We start from the raw sequence: 17860 nt of genomic DNA, 5'->3' as shown, positions 1-17860 counted from the left end.
TGACCACTGGAAACAGTGGCCCACGTCACGTTATCCATCAATTAGCAGAACGTCAACACGAATTATCGTTTCGTCAATCTGACGGTTCTGCTCTGTCTTTCCGGTCCTCGGCGAGCAGCTGCTGCAACAGGTCGGCCATCCGGCCGTCCAGATCGCGCACGCCGATCCCGAACTCCGCGGCGAGCTGCTTGCGCGCCACCACGTAGCCCATGGAGAGCGACTGGATGAAGGCATGCAGGGCGACGAGGTCGATCTCCGAGGAGATCCGTCCCGCTTCCTGGTCCACCTTCAGATCACGCTGGGTCTGCTCCCGGCGCGGCATCATGCGGATCTTGGTCTGCCCGTCGATCAGCAGGATCGCGGCCAGCCGTCCCTGTTCTGCGTTCTTGATCGACTGCGCGAACATCCGGCCGATCCGCTCGACGAAGCCCACGCTCTCGTCGGAGGCCCAGTAGGCATCGTGCCGCCGGTCGCTGCCACGACGCAGGGCCGAGCGCAGCAGCTCGCCACGAGAGCCGAAGTAGTGGTACACCAGACCGCGGTTGATCCCGGCGAGGTCCGCGACCTCGCGCAGGTTGAGCCCCGCGAGCACACCGTCCTTCTTGAGCAGGCGCAGTGCCGCACGCTCGAGTTTGAGGGCCGTCTCGTTGGCGCCGGCGGCGGACGCGCCGCGTTCCTCTCGTGACATGCGGTGAAAGTACCATCGCTCTCGCGGTGCTCCGCCGTCCTCATGCAGGGGCCGCCGAGCTGGCCGCCGACCCCATCGAGTCCAGCACCTGCCGGGTGTGCTCGCCGGCCGAGGGCACCGTTCCACCGTCGCGAGAGCGTGAGACGTGACGCGAGACGAAGGGCAGCGTCGGCATCCGATAGGGCGTGCCATCGGCATCGGTGCAGTCGGAGAAGACCCCGCCTGCCACGACATCGTCCGCGCTGAGCACACGATCATAGGTGCGCACATCGCCCACGACGATCCCGGCATCGCTGAGTTCCTGGATCACCGTGTCGGTGGAGCGTGCGAGGAAATAGGGGGCGAGGGCGTCGAGCAGCTCGGGTCGGTGCGCCACCCTGGAAGGATTGTCGGCGAATCGCGGGTCACCCGGCAGATCGGGACGCCCCGCCAGCCGGCTGATAGTCGCGAACTTGTCGTCGGTGTACGCCGAGACGACCACGTCGCCATCGGCGGTCGCGAAGATGTCGGCCCCCGGGGCAGCCCCGGGCTGTCCGTTGCCGCAGCGGATCGGCATCTGACCGGTGAGCGCGTACTCACCCCAGTTGACGCGCTGCAGGTCGACCCCGACATCGAGCAGCGATACCGAGAGATCGTCGCCCTGACCGGTGCGCTCACGGTGGAAGAGGGCGGTGATGATCGCCTGGGAGAGGACGATCGAGGCGACATGGTCGACGATCGGCACGCCGACCCGCTGCGGCTGGCCTTCCCGCTCTCCCGTGATCGACATCAGTCCGGACTCCGCCTGGGCGGCAATGTCGAGTCCCGGGCGATCCCGCGACGGTCCCTCGGTGCCAAAGCCGGTCACCGCGGCGGTGATCACCGAGGGATTGAGGCCCCGGATCACCTCATTGGAGAGGCCGAGGCGGGCCATGGCCCCGGGACGCAGATTCTGCACCACCACATCGGCGCGCTCGATCAGCCGCCGGGCGGCCGCCAGCCCCTCCTCGTAGCGCAGGTTCAGGACCACCGACTTCTTGCGGCGGTTGTAGGCGCGCATGATCGCATGGCCGTAGGTGCCGACAGCGCGAGCCTGGTCCCCGCCCGGATTCTCGACTTTGATGACCTCGGCACCGAGATCGGCGAGGGTCTGGGTGGCGCCCGGGGCCGCGATGTACTGACCGAAGTCGACGACCGTGATGCCGCTCAACGGCATCCCCGCGTGTTCCCCGCCGTGTCCCTGCATGTGCCCGCCCCTTCCTATGGTCGCTGAAGCCGCGGACCTCCACGGCTCTCACTCAGCGTGATCCAGCACCGCGGGCGATACCATCGAGTGATGTCACACCGCAGCCGGCGCTGCCTTGTGACGAGTCACAGAGGAGGGCCGCGTGACCCACGCCGAGGACGACCTCGCCCGCGCCGCACGACGGGTCGGCGACGCCATCCCCCGGCTGGCCCGCGAGGTCATCGACGACTACGCCGCGGGAGCACCGCGCTTCGCCGAGGCAGGCATGCCCGAGCACCTCAGCCGGGAGAGCACACACACCGTCCGGACCATCCTGCGCGTCGGCGTGGCCGCGATGACCGACCCCGATCCACCACGGCAGACCGCCGTCCGCGAGGTGATCGAGCGCAGCGCGGACCGCGTCGCCGAAGGACTCCCCCTCGGCGAGTACCTGAGGTGCTGGCACATCGCCTTCGAGCACTTCGCCGCCGTGGTCCGCGCCGAGATCGACGACGACACCCGCGCCTGGCCCGTGGTCGAGCGGACCCGCACCATCTTCGATGCGATGCTCCGCGCCGTCGCCGATGCCTACGATCTCGCCGGCCGTGACCTCGCCGCGGCGAGCTCGGGACACGATGCCGAGATCATCCGCGCGCTGTTCTCCGGCGCCGGCTGGACCTTCGAGGATCCCGGCGCGGTCCCCGAGCGGCCGCTCGTCGTGCTCGTGCACGTGGGGGCGGCCCCCGGCGAGGACGCTCCCTCGCCGCTCACCCGGTCGACCGCGCGCCTGCGCAAGGTGCGGCTGCTCCGCGCGCACCTCGTGCGTGAGCTCGCCGACCTGTGGCTCATCGATCTCGACGACACGTCCGGGCGCCTCCTGCTGCGTACCCCACCATCCGATCCCGAGCGGCTGCTCGCCGACATGGCTCGCATCGGCGGCGCACCGGTCACGATCGCGGCCGAACCGGCGACGGGAGTCGACGACCTGCCGCGAGCCTCGGCTCTCGCCGCCGAAGCGCTGGCCGCCGCGGTGCATCACGGCGGCGGCGGGCAGTGGGTCACGATGGCCGATGTCGCCGTGGAGCACCACCTCTCCCACGACAGTGTCAGCCGTCCGCTGCTGCTCGAACGCTGCCGCGGGATGCTCGAACGCGAGGAGCTGCTCTCGACCCTGCGCAGCTTCGTCGCCCACGACCTCGACCGGCGCGCCACGGCCCGGGATCTCTTCGTCCACCCCAACACGGTCGACAACCGACTCGCCCGCATCAAGACGCTGACCGGCCTCGACGTGCACTCCACCCGCGATCTGGTCACCCTCGTCATCGCCGCCCTCTCCGATGACAGCGACGGACAGGACGCTGTGATCTGGTCACAATCTCCAGCAGGGTCTCCTGTGCTCCCCGACGCTTGAGGGCCGTCGGTGCGGCTCTTAGCGTGAGACGCACCCATCGCCCAAGGAGAGCCATGACCGACATCCTCGAATACGCCGACCAGGCGTGGTCCGGTGACCGCAGCCTGCGCGAATACCACAGCGGAGCGCTCCGCGAGAGCGGACTCCACGCCGTCGCCGACGGCATCTACATGTGGCCCGCGTTCGGCAATGTGTACGTGCTGCCGACTGAGGACGGTCTCTTCGTCTACGACACCGGAGACCGGCGCACCGCGGACGACCTGTATCAGGCCGTCCGCGCGCTCAGCTCGGCTCCGATCCACACCGCCGTGTACTCCCACGGCCATATCGATCACATCTTCGGCATGGGCCGCTTCGACGACGAGGCCGATGCCGACGGCCCGACCCGGCCCACGGTGGTCGCGCAGGAAGCCCTCGTCCCGCGCTTCGACCGCTACCGGCTGACCGCCGGATACAACCAGGCCATCAACCGCCGGCAGTTCCAGTCCCCCGGCTTCACCTGGCCCGCCAGCTACCGCTACCCCGATATCACCTACGGCGAGCAGCTGACGTTGACGATCGGCGGCGAGCGGATCGAGCTCTTCCACGCCCGCGGCGAGACCGATGACGCCACCATCGCGTGGATCCCCGAGCGCAAGGCGCTGTTCTGCGGCGACTTCTTCATCTGGTCCAGCCCGAATGCCGGCAATCCCCAGAAGGTGCAGCGCTACGCCCACGAGTGGTCCCAGGCGCTCAAGCACATGGCCGCCCTCGGCGCCGAGATCCTGCTGCCCGGGCACGGGCTGCCGGTCCTCGGCGTCGACCGCGTGCGGACCACCCTGCTGGAGGCGGCCGAGCTGCTCGATGCGATCTACGGGCGCACGCTCGAGCTGATGAACTCCGGGGCGACCCTCGATCAGATCCTGCAGAACGTCAGCACTCCCACGCACCTGCTGGAGAAGCCCTACCTGCGGCCCTCCTATGACGAGCCCGAGTTCGTCGTGCGCAATATCTGGAGGCTGTACGGCGGCTGGTACGACGGCAACCCGGCAGAGCTGAAGCCGGCCTCACGTGCCTCGCTGGCCCAGGAGCTCGCCGAGCTCGCCGGCGGGGCCGATGTCCTCGCCCGGCGCGCCGTCGAGCTCGTCGAGAACGGCGAGCACCGCCTCGCGGGCCATCTCGCCCAGTTCGCGGCGGACAGCTCGAGCGATCCGGCCGTCCACGAGGCGCGGGTCCGCGTGTTCTCCCAGCTCGAGCAGGCGGCGACATCGACCATGGCCAAGGGCGTGTATGCCTGGGCGACGGTCGAGTCTCGTGCCGCCCTCGCCGGCACCGACACGATCTCGGAGCTGGAGTCCAAGGTTGCCGACACGATGCGCTGGTCGGTCTGACGCACGTGGCAGACTACCGGGCATGTGGATCGGCTGGATCGAGTTCGACATCCGCCTCGGCGATGTCCATTCGCTGAAGGAGAAGCGCAGCATCGTCCGGCCGATCGTCGCCGAGCTGCAGCGCCGTTTCGCGCTGGCTGCCGCCGAGACCGACAGCGTCGACCTCTATCGACGCGCCGGGATCGGCGGCAGCCTCGTCTCGATCGACCGGCGCCACGTGGTCGAGGTCCTCGACTCGGTCGAGCGCTTCATGGCCGCGCGGCCCGAGATCGAGCTCCTCTCAGCCCACCGGCACCTCTCCTCCAGCGACGACGACGAGCAGGACGAGCTGCCCTTCAGCTGAGCGATCTCGGCCAGCCGACCCCTTAGTGTGTGATGTACGTCACGCCACAAGGGGGACCCCATGTCCGAACCGAAACGTCCAGCGACCTACCGCACCTTCGACGAGGTCAAAGAGACCTTGAGCCCGGCAGAGCAGCGCTTCGAGCGCGGCCGTCGCACGATCGGCCTGTTCGCCGGGCCGGTCGTCGGCATCGTGACCTATCTGCTGTGCGCACCCCTCGACGAGCCCGCGCAGCGGCTCGCCGGGCTGCTGGCCTGGGTGGTCGTCTACTGGATCAGCGAGGCCATTCCCATCCCGGTCACCGCGATGGCGGCCATGGCGGCGACCATCGTGCTGAACATCGCCGCCGCGGAGGAGGTCTTCGGCGCCTTCGGCAACAGCACGATCTTCGTGTTCATCGGCGGGTTCATCATCGCCGAGGCGATGCGCAAGCACGGCCTCGACCGTCGCTTCGCCTTCGGCATCCTCAGCCTGCCCGGCGTCGCCCAGTCGACGACGCGCATCATCATCGCCTTCGGTGCCATCACGGCTCTGCTGAGCGGGTTCGTGTCGAACACCGCCACCGCGGCGATGATGATGCCGATCGCCGCCGGCATCGTCGGATTCCTCGCCTCGGTGCTCAGCCACGATGCCGAGGAGGAGGTCGATCCCCAGCGGCTCCACTTCGCCACTGCTCTCATGCTGATGGTCGCCTACGGTGCGAGCATCGGCGGTCTGCTCACTCCCGTCGGCAGCCCCCCGAACCTCATCGGACGGGCGTACCTGGAGGAGGAGCTCGACATCGTCGTGCCCTTCTTCCAGTGGATGGTGCTCGCCTTCCCGCTGGTGCTCGTGATGTTCGCGGTCCTGTGCCTGCTGCTGGTGCGGCTCAACCGCCCCGAGGTGAAGAGGGTCGAGGGCGTCGACGGCTACATCAAGGAGGAACGCGACAAGCTCGGGCGAATGGGCGCGGGAGGACGGAACACCCTCATCGCCTTCGGCGTCGCCGTCACCCTCTGGATCTTCCCCGGCGCGGTGGGACTCGTGACCGGAGGCGAGTCCTCCTTCTACGACGCCACGCTGAGCCGACTCGACGAGGGTGCGGTCGCCATCGTGGCCGCCTCGCTGCTGTTCCTGCTTCCCACGAACTGGTCGGAACGCTCGTTCACGCTGACCTGGAACGACGCCACCAAGATCGACTGGGGCACCATCATCCTGTTCGGCAGCGGGATCACCCTCGGCGGGCTGCTCTCCTCCACCGGCCTCGCCGAGACCATGGGCACGTCGCTGTCCGATCTCCTCGGCACCAGCGAGCTGCTGGGCATCACCATCCTGGCGACGGTCATCGCCGTCCTCATCAGCGAGACCACCAGCAACACCGCGAGCGTGGTGGTGGTCGCGCCGATCGCCGCGCAGCTCGCCCTCGCCACCGATGTCAACCCCGCGATCCCGGTCCTGGCGGCGATATTCGGTGCCTCCTTCGGCTTCATGCTGCCGGTGTCCACACCTCCCAATGCCATCGTCTACGGCACCGGCATGGTCCCGATCACCAAGATGGTGCGATCGGGCGTGGTGTTCGACCTCGTCGGGATCGTCATCATCGTCGCCGGCGTGACGGGAATGGCCACCCTCCTCGGCATCGGATGAGCCTCTCGAGGGGCACCGGCCACGCCCGCGGAGTCGCTTGGGCATACTGAGCGGTAATCAGACGTCTCCAGAAGGGTCCAACGTGCGTAGTCCCCGAGCGTTCTTCCGTCCTCTTGCCGTCGGTGCCCCGACTCCCACCACCGATGTCCCGTTCCGGCCGAGCCGGATGATCCACTTCTTCGACCCGAGCAACGAGAAGATGGCGGCCAAGGTACCCGACATCGCCGCCAAGGTCGACATCCTGCTGGGCAATCTCGAGGATGCGGTCAAGACCGAGAAGAAGGAGGCCGCGCGCCAGGGGCTCGTCGAGATCGCGAAGGCGAATGCCGACCTGTTCGGGCCTGGCCGCGACACCCAGCTGTGGACCCGCGTCAACAGCCTCGACTCCCCCTGGGTGCTCGACGACCTCATCACCCTGGTCACCGAGGTCGGCGATAAGCTCGACGTCATCATGGTGCCCAAGGTCGAGGGACCGCAGGACATCCACTATGTCGACCGGCTGCTCGCCCAGCTCGAGGCCCGCGCCGGCCTGGACCGCCAGATCCTCGTCCACGCGATCCTGGAGACCGCCGAGGGCGTCGCCAATGTCGAGGAGATCGCGGCTGCCAGCCCGCGCATGCAGGGCATCAGCCTCGGCCCCGCTGACCTCGCCGCGAGCCGCCGCATGAAGACCACCCGCGTCGGCGGCGGCCACCCCGGCTACCTCGTGCGCGAGGACCCCACCGGCGACGACCTCACCGAGGGCCGCACCACCTACCAGCAGGACCTCTGGCACTACACCATCGCGCGCATGGTCGACGCCTGCGCGATGAACGACATCCTCCCCTTCTACGGCCCCTTCGGCGACATCAAGGACGTCGTGGCCTGCGAGGACCAGTTCCGCAACGCCTTCCTGCTCGGCTGCGTCGGCGCGTGGAGCCTGCACCCCGTGCAGATCGACATCGCCAAGAAGGTCTTCTCCCCCAGCCCCGAGGACGTCGCGCACGCCAAGCGGGTCGTCGAGGCGATGGGCGACGGCTCCGGAGCAGTCATGATCGACGGCAAGATGGAGGACGACGCCTCCTGCAAGCAGTGCATCGTGATGCTGGACCTCGCCCGCGAGTTGGCCGCCGGAGATCCCGAACTGGCCGCGGCCTACGACCTCTGAGGAGACTGAGATGACCGACACCACCCTGCGCCCGCGCCGCTCCGTCCTCTACATGCCCGGCGCCAACGAGCGCGCCCTGGAGAAGGCCAAGACGATCGACGCCGATGCGCTGATCCTCGACCTGGAGGACTCCGTCTCCCCCGATGCTAAGGAACAGGGCCGCGAGAACGTGTGCGCGGCCGTCCGCTCCGGCGAGTACGGGCACCGTGAGCTGGCGATCCGCGTCAACTCGATCGGCACCCAGTGGCACGACGACGACATCCGTGCCGCGGCCGCGGCGGGACCGGACGCGATCCTCGTGCCCAAGGTCGAGTCCGCCGAGCAGGTCCGCTCGCTCGTGGCGGCGATGGATGCCGCGGGCGCGCCCGCGTCGACTCAGCTGTGGGCGATGATCGAGACCCCCGTCGCGCTACTGCACGCCGAGGAGATCGCCGCGGCCCACGAGCGCCTGACCGTCATCGTCATGGGCACCAATGACATCGTCAACGAGACCTTCGGCCTGCACGTCCCCGGCCGCAACCCGCTCGTGCTCACGGCTCTCTCGTGGACGCTGCTGGCGGTCCGCGCGGCGGGCAAGATGATCGTCGACGGCGTCTACAACGACGTCAAGGACGCCGAGGGCTTCGACGCCGAGGCGCGTCAGGGCCGCGAGATGGGCTTCGACGGTAAGACGCTGATCCACCCGAGCCAGGTCGAGCCGGCCAACCTGGCCTTCTCGCCCTCGGAGGAGGATGTCACCCGCGCCAGCGAGATGATCGAGACCTTCGATGAGGCCAAGGCGGCGGGCAAGGGTGTCGTCACCTACAACGGCAAGATGGTCGAGGAGCTGCACATCCGCGACGCGCGCCGCATCCTCGCCTTCCACGAGGCCCTCACCGCCCAGCGGGCCGCGTCAGGTGTCGGACTTGAGGGCCTGACGGAGGGAGACCCGCGCGCCGGTGCGCAGGATGGCACCGGAGTAGATCCGCCCGGCCAGCCAGATCAGCAACGGGATCAGCACCACCGAGAAACCGATCGAGACCAACACCTCGGGTGTCGAGGCCGTGCCGAGCGCGATGCGGATCGGCATGATGAACGGCGAGCAGAACGGGATATAGGACAGCACCTCCACCAGCGTGCTCTCCGGATCCCAGGGGGCGATCGAGACGCCGATGACGTACGGCACCATCATGATGCCGATGACCGGCGAGATCACCGAGCCGACATCCTCCTGGCGCGACACCAGGGCCGCGAGGCTCGCCAGCACCAGCGCGTACATCACGAAGCCCACGAGGAACCACACCAGCACCCAGAGGGCGACCGTGCCCACGGCGAGCGAGCTAGTGTCGAGCAGGTCGAAGCCCCACGCGGTGCCCACCGCCGCCGCGGCGATGATGCCCACTTCCAGCACTCCGACGACGATATTGCCGAGCACCTTGCCGGCCATCAGCTGCCAGGGACGCATCGTCGCCAGCAGCAACTCGACCACACGGCTGGCCTTCTCCTCCACGACCCCCTGCGCGACCCGCTGGCCGCCGCCCATCAGGGCGATGAAGATGAGGATGCCCGAGACGAAACCGGCGATGATCTGCGCCGGATCGCGGTCCTCGCCGCCGTCGAGGGAGATCACGTCGGGTTCGGCTCCCGCCACCTGCTGGGCGACCTCGGCGGGATCCCCGCCGAGCGCGCTGATCTGCTCGCCCAGCGCCTCCTGCTGCACGACGGTGGTGATGACGGTGCGCAACGTCGAATCAAGCTCGTCGTCGACGACCACCTCCACATTCGGGAGCGGGCCGTCGATGAGCGCGTCGAGGTCGCCATCGGCCACCTGCGACTCACCGTCGTCGCGGCTCACCTCCCGGGTGGTGATGCTGGCATCCATGCCGTCGCCGACCGTCTCCAGCGTGGGGGCGATCGCCGCGACCTCGCTCGTCACTCCGACGGTCTGCTCGTTCTGACCGTCCGGTGCGAAGAAGTGGAAGAAGGCGCCACCGCCGACGATCGCGAGGACGAACAGCCCCGAGGTCAGCACGAACACCTTGGAGTAGATACGGGTGCGGATCTCGCGGCTCGCGACCAGCGCGATCATCGACCAGGCCGACTGCTTCATCGGTCCCCTCCCTCGTCCTCGGAGTCCTCGGTGCTGACGACGTGACGGTACAGATCTGCCAGTGACGGGCGCGAGGGACTGAACTCGCGCACGTGCCCCACGCGCAGCGCCGCCTCCAGCACCGCCTGCTCGTCTCCCTCAGCGTCGACTTCCACGACGGAGCGGGTGTCCTCGCGTGACACCAGCCGTGCCCGCTCGACACCTGAGAGCCAGCCGTCATCGGGCGGTCCGTCGACGATCCACTGCGGCTTGTCGGTGCGCCGCAGCTCATCGAGGGTCCCGACGGCCACCATGCGACCGTTCTTGATGATGCCGACCCGGTCACACAGGCGTTCCACGAGATCGAGCTGGTGCGAGGAGAACAGCACCGGCGCTCCACGTGCCGACTCCTCGTTCAGGACCTCGCTCATGACCTCGACCGCCACCGGGTCGAGCCCTGAGAAGGGCTCATCGAGGACGAGGAGGTCCGGGGAGTGGGTCAGCGCCGCGGCGAGCTGCACGCGCTGCTGATTGCCGAGGGAGAGCTTCTGGACCTCGTCCCCCGTCCGTTCGGCGACCCCGAGTCGTTCGGTCCACCGGGTCATCGCGTCCTTGGCGTCCGCGCTGCTGAGTCCGTAGAGCCGGGCGAGATAGGTGAGCTGGTCGCCGACCTTCATCTTCGGGTACAGGCCGCGCTCCTCGGGCATGTACCCGATCCGGCGGCGCACCGCGGGGTCGACCGGCTGTCCGTCCCAGCGCACCTCGCCACCATCGGCGGTCAGGACGCCCAGGATGATGCGCATGGTGGTGGTCTTGCCCGATCCATTGGAGCCGACGAAACCGAAGACCTCCCCCGGGTCGACCGAGAAGGTGGTGTCGGTCAGGGCCTGCACCGTGCCATAGGACTTGGACAGCGAATCGACGTCGAGTCTGGGCATGCCTGACAGGCTATCGCTCACGCTGGCCTTCAGCAGGACAGGGACGTCGAGCCGTCTTTGAGCCGCACACCGGATGCGCCGAGCGTGCGAGCACCGTCCACGAGCGCCGCCAGGGTCCGAGCGGCGGCGCGGTACTCGAGTCCCCCGGGCGGGTGGATGTTGGAGACGCAGTTGCGGTCGCTGTCACGCCGGCCGGGACGCGGACGGTGGGTCAGGTAGACACCCAGGCTGTCGTCGACCGACAGACCTGGCCGCTCCCCGACGAGCACGAGCACCGTCGTCACACCGAGGTGGTCGCCGATCGCATCGCCGATCGCGATCCGCGCGTTGCGCGCGATCACCACGGGCGCGATGACGAGCCGGCCGTCGAACACCTCCTTGAGCGCACCGATCATGGGTGCCGCGTGCGCTGCCACAGCCGTGGTCGACAGTCCGTCCGCGACCACGATGCCGATATCGGCCCCGGTGTCGGCGGGAATATCGACCACCGTACGCGGCTCTCGTCCCAGGTCCGGGCGTCGAAGGAACTCGGCGCGGTCGGTCACCCGGCTCTCCACCACGCCGGCGACGCCCTGGCCCAGGGCACCGATCTGCTCGGCGAGGGTGTCAGCGTCCAGGGGCAGGTGGATGGCGTCACGAGCGGCGGCGTGCGCGGCGCGGAAGCGCAGCACCTCGTCGATCCTGACGGTCTCGCCGACCCGTGGCTGTCCGATACGTGATGGGGTGACCGCCCTCATCCGGTCCCAGGTGCTCACGCGCTCGCCCCCAGCCCTCGCAGCGCCGAGCGGTCGATGTCCAGCGGCTGGACCCTGCCGTCGGCATCGGACATCCCCTGCCGGACCAGCCACTGTTCGAACTCCGGAGCGGGCCGCAACCCGAGTGTCCGCCGCGCGTAGAGGACGTCGTGGAAGGACAGGCTCTGATAGCCCAGCATGACGTCATCGGCTCCCGGAACCGCGATGACGAAGGCCGCTCCGGCGACGCCCAGCAGGGTCAGCAGCGAATCCATGTCGTCTTGGTCGGCCTCGGCGTGATTGGTGTAGCAGACATCGATGCCCATGGGCAGCCCCATGAGCTTGGCGCAGAAGTGATCCTCCAGGCCGGCGCGCATGATCTGCTTCCCGTCATAGAGGTACTCCGGTCCGATGAATCCGACCACGGTGTTGACCAGGAACGGATCGAAGGCACGAGCCACGGCATAGGCACGGACCTCCAAGGTCTGCTGATCGATCGGCACGCCACCGATGCCGCGATGGGCGTCGGCGCTGAGGGCGGACCCCTGCCCGGTCTCGAAGTACATCACCTGATCGCCGATGGTGCCCCGGCCGAGCGAGCGGCCAGCCTCCATACCCTCCTGGAGGACTGCCAGGTTCACCCCGAATCCCTCGTTGGCGGCCTGACTTCCGGCGATGGACTGGAAGACGAGGTCGACCGGCGCGCCCGCCTCGCACAGCTCGATCGTCGTCGTCACATGGCTGAGCACGCAGGACTGGGTGGGGATCTCATAGCGTGTGCGGATCTCGTCGACGAGGCGCAGCAGATCCCCGGTCGCCCGGGCCGAGTCCGAGGCCGGATTGATCCCGATGACCGCGTCACCGGCACCGAGCAGCAGGCCATCGAGGATCGCGGCGCTGACCCCTCGCGGGTCATCGGTCGGATGATTGGGCTGCAGCCGCGTCGCCAGCCGGCCCGGCTGCCCGATGGTCGTGCGGAAGCGGCTGGTGACCTCGCAGGCGCGGGCCACCGCGATCAGATCCTGGTTGCGCATGAGTTTGCTGACCGCCGCGACCATCTCGGCCGACAGGCCCGGTCCGACCGTCCGCAGCCGCGCGGCGGCGTCGGACCTCGTCACGCATTCCAGCAGCCAGTCCCGCAGTCCGCCGACCGTGAGAGTGCTGATCTCGGCGAAGGCGGTCGCATCGTGCGCGTCGAGGATCAGCCGCGAGACCTCGTCGACCTCGGGATCGATGAGGTGCTCGGTCAGGAAGGTGCGCAGCGGGATATCGGCCAGGATCCACTGTGCCGCGACGCGCTCCGCATCGGTGTGCGCGGCGCACCCCGCGAGCACGTCACCCGAGCGCAGCGGAGTGGCCTTAGCCATCACCTCCGCCAGTCCATCGAACTCGTAGGTGTGATCTGCGAGGGTCTGCCGATATCGAGACATGGCGCACCAGCCTAGGGCCGGCGCTTTACGGTCAGGTAAAACGCCGGCCCCCGGCCGATATGAGGTCGTTCACCTCAGCGCATCAACCGCGCACGGTAGATCTGCTCGTACACCGACCGCTGGACGGTCCGGCTGCGGCGCACCGCCTCCATGACGATCTCTCGATCCAGCTCACGCTCGGCGAGGTCGCGCTCACGGCGTCGACGTTCCCGGAACTTCATCGCATTCACCTCCCCTCGGATCTCGTGGCGAGCGGCCGAGGTGGCCGGCGTCGCCGGAGTCGAGAGGGAGTCGAGTAAGGGAGAATCGTTCGTTGCGGGCATCTGGTCGGTGTCGTTCAGGGTGATCATGTGCGCGCCTCCTTTCTGCGTAAATGGGTGGATGACAATGAAAAAAGCCTCCCCGGCCAGGCCGGAGAGGCTGTGATGACGCTCGATCAGCGAGGGCTGATCAGGGGCGTTGACAGGCGGACCTCTCGGCGCGGTGAGCCGTGACGAAGCGGCGGCTACGGGCCGCGGTGTTCGTGAAGAACGTCGCCATGGGGTTCACCTCCGTCGATTCGATCCGTACGTCCGCGCCGTGCGAACTCCCGAACACTATCGGATGTCGCACGACGATGTCGAGCAGGATCACCGGAATGTCGAAGCCACCAGCAACCCGATACCGGCGAGCACCACCAGCTGGATTGCCGACGCCGCCGTCCTGGTGGTGCTGACACCGGGCTGGACCGCCGGGAGCTGAGACCAGCGGACGACCGCCAGCGCCACGCCCACGGTCGCACCGGCGACGGCGACGACCCAGATCCACTGGGTGAGGTGGTTCCAGGGGACGAGTGCCCGCGTCACCACGACCACCATGACGGCCTCCGCGGCGACGACGGCGAGCCGCATCCGCGACGGAGCGTGCGGCGCACCGAGGCCCGCACTGATCACCGACACCACCTCGATGATCAACCACAGGCTCAGGGCCACGACGATGACGGTGGTCACCGGTCCGCCTCCCGTAGCAGCGCGAGACCGATCGCATCGAGATCGGCGGTGGTGGCACCGGAGATATAGGCGGCCGTTCCTCGGTCGCGGTCGACACCGACCCAACTGCGGAAGCCGCCCGTCGCCCCGTTGTGCCAGGTGACGGTCCGTCCTCCGATCTCCTCGGTGATCCAGGCGGCGCCGATGCGCTGCCCGCCGCCGAAGTCGGCGACCGGGTCGAGGGCCGCCATGCCCGGGGCCTGTCCGTCGAGGATCGCGGTCGCCAAGCGGGCCATGTCCGCGGCACTCGCGCGCAGCCCGCCGGCGGGCGCCGACCCGGAGTCCGCCCATGCCTCCTGCGCTCGTCCCGCGGCGTCGCGGCCCTGGACGGCATCGGGGCCCAGCTCGTCCGAGGAGGGCGGCACCGCGAGCGACCCCAGGTCCAGCGGCTCGGCGATGCGCTCGCGCACCAGCTCGGGATAGGTGGTCTCCGCCGCTGCGGCCAGCGCGTGGCCGAGCACCGCGAAGCCGAAGTTGGAGTACAGAGGCTCCTTCTCACCGACCTCGACCTCGGCGAGCGCGGCGATCGTCTCCTCCGCGGTGTCGTGGTAGGGATTGCGCGCGAGCAGGGACGAGACCGCCGCGCGCACGAACATGCCGGCGCCGCCGGCGAGGCGCGGGAGTCCCGAGCGCTGCTGCGCGAGCTCCTCGAGGGTGATATCGGCTGCGGGGACGTCGCCGATGTCGAGCAGCTCGCCGAGCGTGGTGTCGGGCCCGACCTCCCCGCGCTCGACCATGTCCGCATAGACCATGCCGGTGATCGCCTTGGTGATCGACCCGATCTCGAAGGTGCCGTCCAACGGCGCGCCGATCGTCGCCGTGCGTTCGCCCTCCGGCGTGACGACGGCGACCGACAGGGCGTGGACCCCCGTCGACGGCAGCCTCTCGGCGACGTCCCGCGCCAGACCCTCATCCCCGTGCGTGGGGCTGCCGGTCCCGATGGACCCTGTGCCCGGACGCAGCCAGGCTCCGAGGACCAGGCCCACGGCAGCGGCGGTGACGATCGTGACGACGACGCTTCGTCTCATGTCGTGACTCCCATGGCGACGAGAACGGGAACGACACGCTCGGGCGGTACCGCGACATGGCCGCGCGTCGCCTGACGCAACCAGCCTCCGGCACTGAGCGCCTTGATGTGGTGGTAGACCTGCCCGGTCGAGGCGAGCTGGAGATGCTCGGCGAGGTCCGTGACCTTGGTGGTGCCCTGGATGACCGCCAGCAGGAGCGCCAGGCGCACCGGGTGGCCGAGCGCCGCGAGCCGATCGGCCACGGCGTCGAGGTCGTCGGCGTGCAGCAGCTCATCGGCCATCCGGCCCATCTGCCAGTCGACGGGCCCGTCGGCGGTCCGCACGGTGCCGGCCCAGAGCACGACGCCCTCATTGCCCTCGGCCGCCGGCCGCAATCCGTCGAGCACCCAGAAGTCACCGCTCGACGGCGCCGGGGAGGCCGCGTGTCCCGCCTCCAGCTCGTCCAGCCGCCGTTCGACCGCGGCCAGGCGTTCCTCATAGGTCATTCTTCAAGAATGACGTAATTTCGTAATTCCCACAAATCCGACACGTCAGTCGACATCGAGGCGCCGGTCGAGATCGGACCGGTTGGCACCGCTCGCCAGCATCAGATCGGCCGACAGCGACCGGATCTGCGCCACGATCGAGGCGGTATTGACCGTGATGATCTCCGGCAGCGAGGCCATCGCGATGCGGGTGGCCTCGACCAGGTCCTCGCGGGCGTTCTCGAAGTCCGCGTCCTGGGCGAGGTCATCGGAGAAGGTCCCGACAGCCACCACGAGCCGGTCGACGGCATCGTCGAGGCCCGGCGGGGCGGTCTCGTGGTGACGCAGCATCGCCGCGACCCGTCGCGCCAGGACCCGTGCATCGCGCATCGCATTGTCGAGATCGGTGACCGAGGCGGCGTAGCGGGCGACATCGCCGCGTTGACGCCAGCGCATCGGCGACATCCGGGCGATCTCCGCGACATTCGACGCGGTCTCCGACACCGAGTCGATCAGGCCCTGTGTCGCCCGGGCCTCCTCCAGCGCGAGATCGGCCAGCGACGGGTCATCCGTGCGCAGCGCCTGGGCGATCCGGCTGAGCACGCCGCCGAGACGCCGCAGCAGCTTCTGGACATCGCCGTCGATATCGCGCACCGGGTTGCGCGGCACGAGCAGCACCATCGCGAACCCGAGGAGTCCGCCCACCAGCGAGTCCAGGAATCGGGTCAGGGCGGGATCGGTCGCCCCCGGCAGGGGAACCACCGCCGCCAGCAGGACTCCGGAGTTGATGGCCTGGGTCATCGCCATGCCCTTGATGCCGACCAAGGTCGAGATGACGACCATCAGCGCCGCGACCAGGGTGATCTGCCACGGCCCTCGCCCGATGCCGAGGATCAGGAGCTCCCCGACGAGCACGCCGACGGCGACGCCCATGACGATCTCGAAAGTGACTCGCGCGCGCAGGCCGGGTCCGGCCATGATGGCCAGGACCGCCGCGATCGGCGCGAAGAAGGCCTGCTGGTGTCCGAGCACATGTGTGGCGAAGGCGAACGCCCCGCCGGTGGCCACGCTGACCTGCAGGATGAACCGCCACTGATGCCGCAACGACCGGACCCGATCGGCGAAGGTCGTCTGCGGGCGGGGCATCCGCAGGCGCCGGAACGGCACCTCTCTCACAAGTAAAGTCCAGTCTGCCCCTCATCGAGCCGCTCGGCCGCGACAGCGTGCAGGTCCCGCTCGCGCAAGAGCACGAAGCTCTCCCCACGCAGTTCGACCTCGCCGCGGTCCTCCGGATCGAAGAGCACCCGATCGCCGACCTCGACGGCCCGCACCTGGGATCCGGCGGCCTCGACACGAGCCCACGCCAGCCGGCGACCCATCGCCGCGGTGGCCGGGATGACGATGCCGCCCGAGGAATGCCTGTCGCCGGCCTCGTTGTCGAGGGCCACGAGCAGCCGATCGTGCAGCATCCGGATGGGAAGCTTGGCGTCGGGCATCGTCAGCTCAGCAGTCGACGGACCACGACGATGCCGCCGACGACCGCCACGGTGATCGCCACGACCGGCACCACGTTCTCGACGCGCACCGACCCGTCCGGCGTCACGAAACGGGCCTTCACCTTGTCGAGCTGGCGGCGCGCGACGTTCTTCGGATTGGACCGGTCGATGAGTTCGTCGATCGTGCCGGCGAGTCGGATCCGGATGTCCTCGATCTCGTCGACGAGCTGGTCGGGGCTGGCCTCGGACACGTCATGCCTCTCGTTCGGTCCATCAGTCATGAGTCAGGATAGTGCCCATGAGTACCCGTCTGCAGCCCGGTGACACCGCACCCGACTTCACCCTCCCGTCCGACACCGGCGAGGAGGTCACACTCTCGTCGCTGCGTGGTCGTCGCGTGATCGTGTACTTCTACCCCGCCGCGATGACTCCGGGATGCACCAAGCAGGCGTGTGACTTCAGCGACTCCATCGACCGGCTGCGCTCCGAGGGCTTCGAGGTGCTCGGCATCTCCCCGGACAAGCCCGAGAAGCTGGCGAAGTTCCGTGAGCGCGACGGCCTGACGATCACGCTCCTCTCGGACCCGGACAAGACGGTGCTCACCGAGTACGGTGCGTTCGGCGAGAAGAAGCTGTACGGCAAGGTCGTCGAGGGCGTCATCCGCTCGACCTTCGTCATCGACGCCGATGGAACGATCGAGCTCGCCCAGTACAACGTCAAGGCGACCGGTCACGTCGCCAAGCTGCGCCGCGACCTCGGCCTCACCGACTGACCTCGCTCGCCGACCCCGGTCCCCCGCCTCGCTCCCCGGTCTCCCATCCCGCCGAGTGGTGCATATTCGCCCTCGAATCGCGCGAGAAGGGGCGCAGAGGGACCACGCGCGGT

At 68.7% G+C, this 17860-nt stretch carries 19 protein-coding genes and 1 pseudogene; 7 read left to right on the top strand and 13 right to left on the bottom strand.

What is annotated here, in order from left to right:
* Positions 1 to 73: 73 nt before the first annotated feature.
* Entirely contained in the window at positions 74 to 688 is a 615-nt protein-coding gene (locus tag FNM00_RS09965) for a TetR/AcrR family transcriptional regulator (protein ID WP_185973084.1), read from the bottom strand.
* 40 nt (positions 689 to 728) lie between these two features.
* Complete coding sequence (locus tag FNM00_RS09960) at positions 729 to 1913, bottom strand: CaiB/BaiF CoA transferase family protein (RefSeq protein WP_143913299.1); 1185 nt, start codon at positions 1911 to 1913, stop codon at positions 729 to 731.
* A 142-nt stretch (positions 1914 to 2055) separates the two neighbouring features.
* Here FNM00_RS09960 and FNM00_RS09955 point away from each other — a divergent pair, with 142 nt between their 5' ends.
* The 6 genes and pseudogenes from FNM00_RS09955 to FNM00_RS09930 all read left to right on the top strand — a co-directional run.
* Positions 2056 to 3303 (top strand): PucR family transcriptional regulator, encoded by a 1248-nt coding sequence (locus tag FNM00_RS09955; protein WP_143913298.1) that lies wholly within the window; start codon positions 2056 to 2058, stop codon positions 3301 to 3303.
* Between the two features lie 53 nt (positions 3304 to 3356).
* Complete coding sequence (locus FNM00_RS09950; RefSeq protein ID WP_143913297.1) at positions 3357 to 4673, top strand: alkyl sulfatase dimerization domain-containing protein; 1317 nt, start codon at positions 3357 to 3359, stop codon at positions 4671 to 4673.
* A 22-nt stretch (positions 4674 to 4695) separates the two neighbouring features.
* Complete coding sequence (locus FNM00_RS09945) at positions 4696 to 5016, top strand: DUF503 domain-containing protein (RefSeq protein WP_143913296.1); 321 nt, start codon at positions 4696 to 4698, stop codon at positions 5014 to 5016.
* Between the two features lie 60 nt (positions 5017 to 5076).
* The gene (locus tag FNM00_RS09940) at positions 5077 to 6642 is read left to right on the top strand and encodes an SLC13 family permease (RefSeq protein WP_143913295.1); all 1566 of its coding nucleotides are present in this window, start codon (positions 5077 to 5079) and stop codon (positions 6640 to 6642) included.
* A gap of 82 nt (positions 6643 to 6724) precedes the next feature.
* A complete protein-coding gene (locus FNM00_RS09935) occupies positions 6725 to 7789 on the top strand; it encodes an HpcH/HpaI aldolase/citrate lyase family protein (RefSeq protein ID WP_143913294.1) in 1065 nt (354 codons plus the stop codon).
* Between the two features lie 10 nt (positions 7790 to 7799).
* Positions 7800 to 8585: pseudogene (locus FNM00_RS09930) on the top strand (HpcH/HpaI aldolase/citrate lyase family protein); the annotation flags it as partial.
* 96 nt (positions 8586 to 8681) lie between these two features.
* Here the strand turns inward: FNM00_RS09930 and FNM00_RS09925 are convergent.
* The 11 genes from FNM00_RS09925 to FNM00_RS09875 all read right to left on the bottom strand — a co-directional run bounded on the left by FNM00_RS09925 (position 8682) and on the right by FNM00_RS09875 (position 17226).
* Positions 8682 to 9878, bottom strand: a complete 1197-nt coding sequence (locus FNM00_RS09925; protein ID WP_143913293.1) for an ABC transporter permease — start codon at positions 9876 to 9878, stop codon at positions 8682 to 8684.
* Positions 9875 to 10795, bottom strand: a complete 921-nt coding sequence (locus FNM00_RS09920) for an ABC transporter ATP-binding protein (RefSeq protein WP_143913292.1) — start codon at positions 10793 to 10795, stop codon at positions 9875 to 9877. Before FNM00_RS09920 ends, FNM00_RS09925 begins: the two co-directional genes overlap by 4 nt.
* Positions 10796 to 10824: 29 nt before the next feature.
* Positions 10825 to 11550 carry an ethanolamine ammonia-lyase subunit EutC gene (gene eutC / locus FNM00_RS09915; RefSeq protein WP_246065144.1) on the bottom strand — a complete coding sequence of 242 codons (726 nt, stop codon included), beginning with the start codon at positions 11548 to 11550 and terminating at the stop codon, positions 10825 to 10827.
* Positions 11547 to 12959: an ethanolamine ammonia-lyase subunit EutB gene (locus FNM00_RS09910; protein ID WP_143913291.1), complete on the bottom strand. Its 1413-nt coding sequence runs from the start codon at positions 12957 to 12959 to the stop codon at positions 11547 to 11549. Before FNM00_RS09910 ends, eutC begins: the two co-directional genes overlap by 4 nt.
* Before the next feature lie 74 nt (positions 12960 to 13033).
* The gene (locus FNM00_RS09905) at positions 13034 to 13309 is read right to left on the bottom strand and encodes a hypothetical protein (protein ID WP_143913290.1); all 276 of its coding nucleotides are present in this window, start codon (positions 13307 to 13309) and stop codon (positions 13034 to 13036) included.
* Positions 13310 to 13588: 279 nt separating this feature from the next.
* Entirely contained in the window at positions 13589 to 13948 is a 360-nt protein-coding gene (locus tag FNM00_RS09900) for a hypothetical protein (RefSeq protein WP_143913289.1), read from the bottom strand.
* On the bottom strand, positions 13945 to 15015 hold the full coding sequence (locus FNM00_RS09895) for a serine hydrolase domain-containing protein (protein WP_143913288.1): 1071 nt from the start codon (positions 15013 to 15015) through the stop codon (positions 13945 to 13947). Before FNM00_RS09895 ends, FNM00_RS09900 begins: the two co-directional genes overlap by 4 nt.
* Entirely contained in the window at positions 15012 to 15500 is a 489-nt protein-coding gene (locus tag FNM00_RS09890; protein WP_143913287.1) for an ArsR/SmtB family transcription factor, read from the bottom strand. Before FNM00_RS09890 ends, FNM00_RS09895 begins: the two co-directional genes overlap by 4 nt.
* A gap of 45 nt (positions 15501 to 15545) precedes the next feature.
* Positions 15546 to 16655, bottom strand: coding sequence for an FUSC family protein (locus tag FNM00_RS09885; RefSeq protein ID WP_143913286.1), 1110 nt, complete (start codon positions 16653 to 16655; stop codon positions 15546 to 15548).
* Entirely contained in the window at positions 16652 to 16975 is a 324-nt protein-coding gene (locus FNM00_RS09880; protein WP_143913285.1) for a GroES family chaperonin, read from the bottom strand. The genes FNM00_RS09885 and FNM00_RS09880 overlap by 4 nt, the downstream gene beginning before the upstream one ends.
* 2 nt (positions 16976 to 16977) lie before the next feature.
* Positions 16978 to 17226, bottom strand: coding sequence for a DUF3618 domain-containing protein (locus tag FNM00_RS09875; RefSeq protein WP_221933671.1), 249 nt, complete (start codon positions 17224 to 17226; stop codon positions 16978 to 16980).
* 47 nt (positions 17227 to 17273) lie between these two features.
* Here FNM00_RS09875 and bcp point away from each other — a divergent pair, with 47 nt between their 5' ends.
* Positions 17274 to 17747: a thioredoxin-dependent thiol peroxidase gene (gene bcp / locus FNM00_RS09870; protein WP_143913283.1), complete on the top strand. Its 474-nt coding sequence runs from the start codon at positions 17274 to 17276 to the stop codon at positions 17745 to 17747.
* Positions 17748 to 17860: the final 113 nt, after the last annotated feature.

Origin of the sequence: Aeromicrobium piscarium, from assembly GCF_007421815.1 — a bacterium.
In the GTDB taxonomy this organism is placed as follows: domain Bacteria; phylum Actinomycetota; class Actinomycetes; order Propionibacteriales; family Nocardioidaceae; genus Aeromicrobium; species Aeromicrobium piscarium.
The sequence above is the reverse complement of the archived record's forward strand: the minus strand, read 5'-3'. Positions and strand labels throughout refer to the sequence as shown.

Bases quoted from the DNA above. Each gene is read 5' to 3' on its own strand.
- FNM00_RS09925 (WP_143913293.1), bottom strand. From the start codon at position 9,878: ATGAAGCAGTCGGCCTGGTCGATGATCGCGCTGGTCGCGAGCCGCGAG.
- FNM00_RS09890 (WP_143913287.1), bottom strand. From the start codon at position 15,500: ATGACCTATGAGGAACGCCTGGCCGCGGTCGAACGGCGGCTGGACGAG.
- FNM00_RS09880 (WP_143913285.1), bottom strand. From the start codon at position 16,975: ATGCCCGACGCCAAGCTTCCCATCCGGATGCTGCACGATCGGCTGCTC.
- FNM00_RS09910 (WP_143913291.1), bottom strand. From the start codon at position 12,959: ATGTCTCGATATCGGCAGACCCTCGCAGATCACACCTACGAGTTCGAT.
- bcp (WP_143913283.1), top strand. From the start codon at position 17,274: ATGAGTACCCGTCTGCAGCCCGGTGACACCGCACCCGACTTCACCCTC.
- FNM00_RS09950 (WP_143913297.1), top strand. From the start codon at position 3,357: ATGACCGACATCCTCGAATACGCCGACCAGGCGTGGTCCGGTGACCGC.
- FNM00_RS09905 (WP_143913290.1), bottom strand. From the start codon at position 13,309: ATGATCACCCTGAACGACACCGACCAGATGCCCGCAACGAACGATTCT.
- FNM00_RS09960 (WP_143913299.1), bottom strand. From the start codon at position 1,913: ATGCAGGGACACGGCGGGGAACACGCGGGGATGCCGTTGAGCGGCATC.
- FNM00_RS09965 (WP_185973084.1), bottom strand. From the start codon at position 688: ATGTCACGAGAGGAACGCGGCGCGTCCGCCGCCGGCGCCAACGAGACG.
- FNM00_RS09920 (WP_143913292.1), bottom strand. From the start codon at position 10,795: ATGCCCAGACTCGACGTCGATTCGCTGTCCAAGTCCTATGGCACGGTG.
- FNM00_RS09940 (WP_143913295.1), top strand. From the start codon at position 5,077: ATGTCCGAACCGAAACGTCCAGCGACCTACCGCACCTTCGACGAGGTC.
- FNM00_RS09895 (WP_143913288.1), bottom strand. From the start codon at position 15,015: ATGAGACGAAGCGTCGTCGTCACGATCGTCACCGCCGCTGCCGTGGGC.
- FNM00_RS09945 (WP_143913296.1), top strand. From the start codon at position 4,696: ATGTGGATCGGCTGGATCGAGTTCGACATCCGCCTCGGCGATGTCCAT.